At 70.7% G+C, this 5,917-nt stretch carries 5 protein-coding genes; 2 read left to right on the forward strand and 3 right to left on the reverse strand.

Annotation, left to right across the window (positions count from 1 at the left end; translation table 11 throughout):
* A partial coding sequence (locus tag KGQ19_RS46895; protein WP_438801906.1) for an MmyB family transcriptional regulator occupies positions 1–587 on the forward strand: 587 nt, incomplete at its 5' end.
* A 65-nt stretch (positions 588–652) separates the two neighbouring features.
* On the opposite strand, the gene KGQ19_RS46900 is transcribed toward KGQ19_RS46895, so the two are convergent.
* Genes KGQ19_RS46900 through KGQ19_RS46910 form a run of 3 tightly spaced genes read right to left on the reverse strand, consistent with a single transcriptional unit; the run spans position 653 to position 4,760 of the window.
* Positions 653–2,305 carry a glycerol-3-phosphate dehydrogenase/oxidase gene (locus KGQ19_RS46900; RefSeq protein WP_230420512.1) on the reverse strand — a complete coding sequence of 551 codons (1,653 nt, stop codon included), beginning with the start codon at positions 2,303–2,305 and terminating at the stop codon, positions 653–655.
* A 55-nt stretch (positions 2,306–2,360) separates the two neighbouring features.
* A complete protein-coding gene (gene glpK / locus KGQ19_RS46905; protein WP_212021829.1) occupies positions 2,361–3,881 on the reverse strand; it encodes a glycerol kinase GlpK in 1,521 nt (506 codons plus the stop codon).
* Between the two features lie 48 nt (positions 3,882–3,929).
* Entirely contained in the window at positions 3,930–4,760 is an 831-nt protein-coding gene (locus KGQ19_RS46910) for an MIP/aquaporin family protein (RefSeq protein ID WP_307856727.1), read from the reverse strand.
* Positions 4,761–5,073: 313 nt separating this feature from the next.
* Between KGQ19_RS46910 and KGQ19_RS46915 the strand changes: the two genes are divergently transcribed.
* On the forward strand, positions 5,074–5,841 hold the full coding sequence (locus KGQ19_RS46915) for an IclR family transcriptional regulator (RefSeq protein ID WP_212021834.1): 768 nt from the start codon (positions 5,074–5,076) through the stop codon (positions 5,839–5,841).
* Positions 5,842–5,917 lie beyond the last annotated feature (76 nt).

Here is a 5,917-nt window from a genome sequence, read left to right on the forward strand (position 1 = left end):
GCCCCGCACCGGCCCCGGCGGCGCACGCCAGCGCCTCGGCGCGGCAGCTGCTGGCGGCGATGACCGACGTCCCGGCGCTCATCCTGGACCGGCGCAACGATCTGCTGGCCTGGAACCCCCTGGGCCACGCGCTGCTCGCCGGACACCTGGCCGCCGACGGCCCGGAAACCCCGGCGGCCCGCCCGAATCTGGTCCGGATGCTGTTCCTGGACCAGCAGTACCGCGCGCTGTATGTGGACTGGCACGACCAGGCGCAGCTGGCCGTGGCCTCGCTCCGGCTGGTCGCCGGCCGGCACCCGGGCGACCGGGCCCTGGCCGAGCTGATCGGGCAACTCGCCATGAACAGCGACGAGTTCAGCTCGCTGTGGGCCCGGCATCCGGTGCGCACCTGCACCTCCGGGGTGAAGCAGCTGCGGCACCCGACGGTCGGCATGATGGAGCTGAGCTTCGAGAACCTGATCATCCCCGGCAGCTCGGGGCAGCACTTGATCACCTACACCGCCGAGCCCGGTTCACCGTCGGAGGCGGCGCTGCGGCTGCTGGGGAGTGAGACGGCGGCGCGGGTCGAGGGCTGCGGCTTGCACTAACACAGTGAGCCCGAGCCTGCCGAACCACGGCAAGCTCAGGCTCATGCGTCAGTACCCTGCGATCGTCACCCCACCCCGACGTCGAACAGGTCGGGTGCCGCCCGGCGCGCCTCGTCCGCCGCCGAGTCGTCGGTGCGCGACTCCGCCTCGCGCTCGGCCTGGACCTGGCCCAGGTAGCGCTCGACTTCCTGGTTGGTGGTCTCCGGGGTCCAGCCCAGGATCGGCGCGATGAGGTCGGCCACTTCGGAGGCCGCCTCCAGGCCGCGGTCGGTCTCCTCGATGGCGATCCTGGTCCGGCGGTTCAGGACGTCCTCCACGTGCAGCGCGCCCTCGTGGGACGCCGCGTAGACGGCCTCGACCCGCAGGTAGTCGCGCGCGCCGGCGATCGGTTCGGCCAGCGTCCGGTCGGCGTCGATGAGTTCCAAGAGCTCGTAGATGCAGGATCCGTACCGGTACAGCAGGTGCTCCACTCGCGCCGGGTTCAGTCCGGAGCGCTGGGCGAGCCGGCGGCGTTCGTTGCGCAGCGCCGCGAAGCGTTCGGCACCCAGGACCGTCACCTGGTCGGTGACCGAGGCCGGGATGTCCGTGCCGAGGTCGGCGACCGCGGCGTCGACCGCGTCCTTGGCCATCACCCGATAGGTGGTGAACTTGCCGCCGGTGACGAAGGTCAGGCCGGGCGCCGGCGAGGTGACGATGTGCTCCCGGGACAGCTTGGTGGTCTCGTCGGCGGTGCCGGACACCAGGGGGCGCAGTCCCACGTAGACGCCTTCGATGTCGTCCGGCGTCAGGGGCTCGTTCAGGACCGCGTTGACGTGTTCCAGCAGGTACTCGATGTCCGCGCGGCTGGCCGCCGGGTGGTTGCGGTCCAGGTCCCAGGCCGTGTCGGTGGTGCCGATCAGCCAGTGCCGGCCCCACGGGATGATGAACAGCACGCTCTTCTCGGTGCGGGCTATCAGCCCGGTCTTGAGCTCGATGCGGTCGCGCGGGACGACCAGGTGGACGCCCTTGGACGCCCGCACGGTGACCGTCGCCGGGGCGTTGGCCAGCTCGCGCACGTCATCGGTCCAGACCCCGGTCGCGCAGATCACCCGGCGGGCCCGGATCTCGATGCTGCGGTCGCCTTCCAGGTCGTGCACGACCGCGCCGGTGACCCGGCCGCCGTCGCGCAGGAAGCCGGTGACGCGGGCCCGGGTCGCGACCTGCGCACCGTGCTGCGCGGCGGTCCGGGCCAGCGCCATCGTGAAGCGCGCGTCGTCGACCTGCGCGTCGTAGTACTGGATCGCGCCGACCATCGTGTCCGGATTCAGGCCGGGTCCCTGGCGCAGGGCCGCGCTTTTGGTCAGGTGCCGGTGCCGCGGCAGCGCGCGGGCCCCGCCCATGGTGTCGTACAGCAGCACGCCCGCGCCGATGTAGGCGCGTTCCCAGACCCGGTGCCGCAGCGGCAGCAGGAACGGGACCGGCCGCACCAGGTGCGGCGCGATCCGGTTGAGCAGCAGGCTGCGCTCGGTCAGCGCCTCGCGGACCAGGCCGAAGTCGCGCTGCTCGAGGTAGCGCAGCCCGCCGTGGATCAGTTTGCTGGACCGGCTCGAGGTCCCCGCGGCCCAGTCCCGCGCTTCTACCAGGGCCACGGACAGACCCCGGGACGCCGCGTCCAGGGCGGCTCCGGCGCCGACCACGCCGCCGCCGACGATCAGGACGTCGAACTCTTCATCGGCCATCTGCTGAAGGGCGGCCAGGCGGTGTGCCGGGCCGAGGGGAATCGATTGCACAGTGTCAGTCCTCGAAGTCGATCCAGTCGAGAGTGCGGGCGACCGCCTTCTTCCAGTTGCGGTAGCCCTTGGCCCGGCTGGCCTCGTCGGACTGCGGCAGCCAGCGCCGGTCCTCGTTCCAGTTGCGGACCAGTTCGTCGGTGTTGGCCCAGAAGCCGGTCGCCAGGCCCGCGGCGTAGGCCGCGCCCAGGGCGGTGGTCTCGGCGACCACCGGCTTGGAGACCGGGACGCCGAGCACGTCGGCCTGGATCTGCATGGCCAGCTCGTTGGCGGTCACACCGCCGTCCACCCGGAGCACGTCCAGTTTCACGCCGGAGTCCTGCTCCATGGCCTCGACCACGTCGCGGGTCTGGTAGCAGATCGACTCCAGGGTGGCCCGGGCCAGGTGCGCGTTGGTGTTGAAGCGGGAGAGCCCGACGATCGCGCCGCGGGCGTCGGAGCGCCAGTAGGGGGCGAACAGGCCGGAGAACGCCGGGACGAAGTAGACCCCGCCGTTGTCCTCGACCTGCCGGGCCAGCGACTCGCTCTGCGCGGCCCCGGAGATGATGCCGAGCTGGTCGCGCAGCCACTGCACGGCCGAGCCGGTCACCGCGATCGAGCCCTCCAGGGCGTAGACCGCCTTCTCCTGGCCGAACTGGTAGGCCACCGTGGTCAGCAGCCCGTTCTCCGAGTGCACGATCTCGTGGCCGGTGTTCAGCAGCAGGAAGTTGCCGGTGCCGTAGGTGTTCTTGCAGGTGCCGGGGGTGAAGCAGACCTGGCCGACGGTCGCGGCCTGCTGGTCGCCCAGGACACCGGTCAGCGGCACGACGCCGTGCAGCGGGCCGTCGGCCCGGGTGACGCCGTAGCCGTCCTTGGAGGACGACGGCCGGATCTGCGGCAGCATGGCGCGCGGCACGTTGAAGATCGACAGCAGTTCCTCGTCCCAGTCCAGGGTCTGCAGGTCCATCAGCATCGTGCGGCTGGCGTTGGTGACGTCGGTGACGTGCAGGCCGCCGTCGATGCCGCCGGTCAGGTTCCAGATGATCCAGGAGTCGACGGTGCCGAACAGGGCCTCGCCGGCCTCGGCGTCCGCGCGCAGGCCCTCGACGTTCTCCAGCAGCCACTGGAGCTTGCCGCCGGCGAAGTAGGTGGCCGGCGGCAGACCCGCCTTGCGCCGGATGGTCTGGCCGCGTTCGTCCGCGTCGAGCGCCGCCGCGATCCGGTCGGTGCGCGTGTCCTGCCAGACGATCGCGTTGTAGTAGGGCCGCCCGGTGCGGCGGTTCCACACCAGGGTGGTCTCGCGCTGGTTGGTGATGCCCACGGCCACCAGGTCCGAGGCGTGCAGGCCGGCCTTGTTCAGCGCGGTCTCGATGACCGCCCGGGTCCGCTCCCAGATCTCGGTGGGGTTGTGCTCGACCCAGCCGGCCCGCGGCAGGATCTGCTCGTGCTCGAGCTGGTGCCGGGCGACCTCGAGGCCGCTGTGGTCGAAGATCATGAACCGGGTGCTCGTGGTGCCCTGGTCTACGGCGCCGACGTATTGAGCCATGTTCCTGGTGCCTTTCTGCGCTGAGGTTCCGTTGTCTGCTGGGGCCGGTCAGGCCGAGGTCTCTTCCGACGGCTTGGAGGTGTCGGGCATGTCCGCGCCCTCCGACTCGGCGGGCAGGAACCTGGTGATGAGCAGGCGGTACAGCCCGGCGCCGAGTACACCGCCGATGAGCGGGCCGATGATGGGCACCCAGAAGTAGAGATCGCCGTATTGATCTCGGAACGCTGTCCCGTAGCCGGTGAAGAACGAGGCCAGCCGCGGGCCGAAGTCGCGCGCCGGGTTGATGGCGTAGCCGGCGTCGGTGCCCCAGGCCATGCCGATCGCGACGATGAGCAGGCCGATCACCACCGGCGCCAGGTTCGCCGCCGGCGCGGTGTTGCGGGCGTCGGTGATCGCCAGGATCAGGAACAGCAGGATCGCGGTGCCGATCACCTGGTCCCGGAGCCCGCCCCACATGCTCACCGGCAGGGTGCCGTTACCGGGCAGGGTGGAGAAGACGCCCTGGCTCTTCAGCGTGTGCCCGGGGTCGAACTTGGCCAGCACTTCGGTGTAGTTCCAGCGCACGATCAGCGCCGCGACGAACGCGCCGAGCGTCTGGGCCAGCGCGTAGGGCGCGACCTTGCGCCAGGAGAAGCCGGCGAAGACCGCCAGCGCCACGGTGACCGCCGGGTTCAGGTGCCCGCCGCTGATCTTGGCCGAGACGTACACACCGAGCGTCACGCCCAGGCCCCAGGCCCAGGCGATGCTGTCATGGCTGCCGATGCCGGCGGCGGCGACCTGAGCCACCACGCCCACACCGAACAAGATGAGAATGAACGTGCCGGCGAACTCGGCCGCCAGCTCCCCCAGAAGCCCCCGTGCTCTGATCCGTTCTGCCACGTCTCCTCCTAGCAAAGGACCTCTCGGACACCCGCGACCGGGGCCCGCCGGCGGCCCGCCCCGGGGCGTGACTCCGGTCACGGGCTCACGGCCAGAATCCGTTTCCCGAAACACCGCGTCAACGTATGCCGTGCGACATTGTCGAACTCTGGTCAGGCCCGATCACCTGCGCTAGCGTCACGCCATATGCCGGAAACACGCTCTGTACTCCTCTTCAGAGCGTATGGCAGTCGACTCTTCCGGACTATTCGAGCCGTTACCCGATCGTTGTTCGACATAGTCGAATAAGGTTCGGCCAGCTATCATCGGCGCCATGCCAGGCCCGGTGCAGTCGATCGAACGAGCCGCCGCGATCCTGCGGCTGCTGGCCCGGGGATCCGGGCGGCTCGGGGTGGGTGAGATAGCCACGTCGCTGGGCTTGGCGAAGGGCACCACGCACGGCATCCTGCGCACCCTGCAGGGCGTCGGGTTCGTCGAACAGGACAAGGCCAGCGGCAAGTACCAGCTCGGCGCCACCCTGCTGCACCTGGGGACCAGCTACCTGGACATCAACGAGCTACGCTCGCGCGCCATCAACTGGGCCGACGCGCTGGCCGCCCGCAGCGGTGAGGCGGTGATGATCGGCACGCTGCTGGACGGCAAGGTCCTCATCGTGCACCACGTGTTCCGGCCCGACGACTCGCTTCAGGCCCTGGTCGTCGGGGCGTTGCAGCCGCTGCACGCGACCGCGCTGGGCAAGGTGCTGCTGGCTTACGACACCCAGGCCGCGGCGGCCCTGCGGGAGTCGGTCCCCGAACAGCTCACCCGGCGTACGCTGGTCACCCCGGCGGCCCTGAACCGCGAGATCGCGCGGATCCGCGAGCAGGGCTGGGCCGCCGAGGCCGAGGAGTCGACGCTGGGCCACGCCTCGATCGCCGCGCCGATCCGCGGTTACGGTGGACTGGTGGTCGGCGCGATCAGCGTCGCCGGCGCGGTGGACCGGCTGTGTCCCTCCGGTGGCCACCCGGATCCGGCCCTGGTCGAGTTCGTCCAGAACGCGGCGCAGATGATCTCGCGGGACCTCGGCGCGGGACGCTGGTGACCCGCACCGGCGGCAGCGTCCGCGCTCTCTTCTCCGCCTTCGATCCCGATCCCGATCCTTTCCCGCCCCACACTCC

Origin of the sequence: Catenulispora pinistramenti, from assembly GCF_018274385.1 — a bacterium.
In the GTDB taxonomy this organism is placed as follows: Bacteria; Actinomycetota; Actinomycetes; order Streptomycetales; family Catenulisporaceae; genus Catenulispora; species Catenulispora pinistramenti.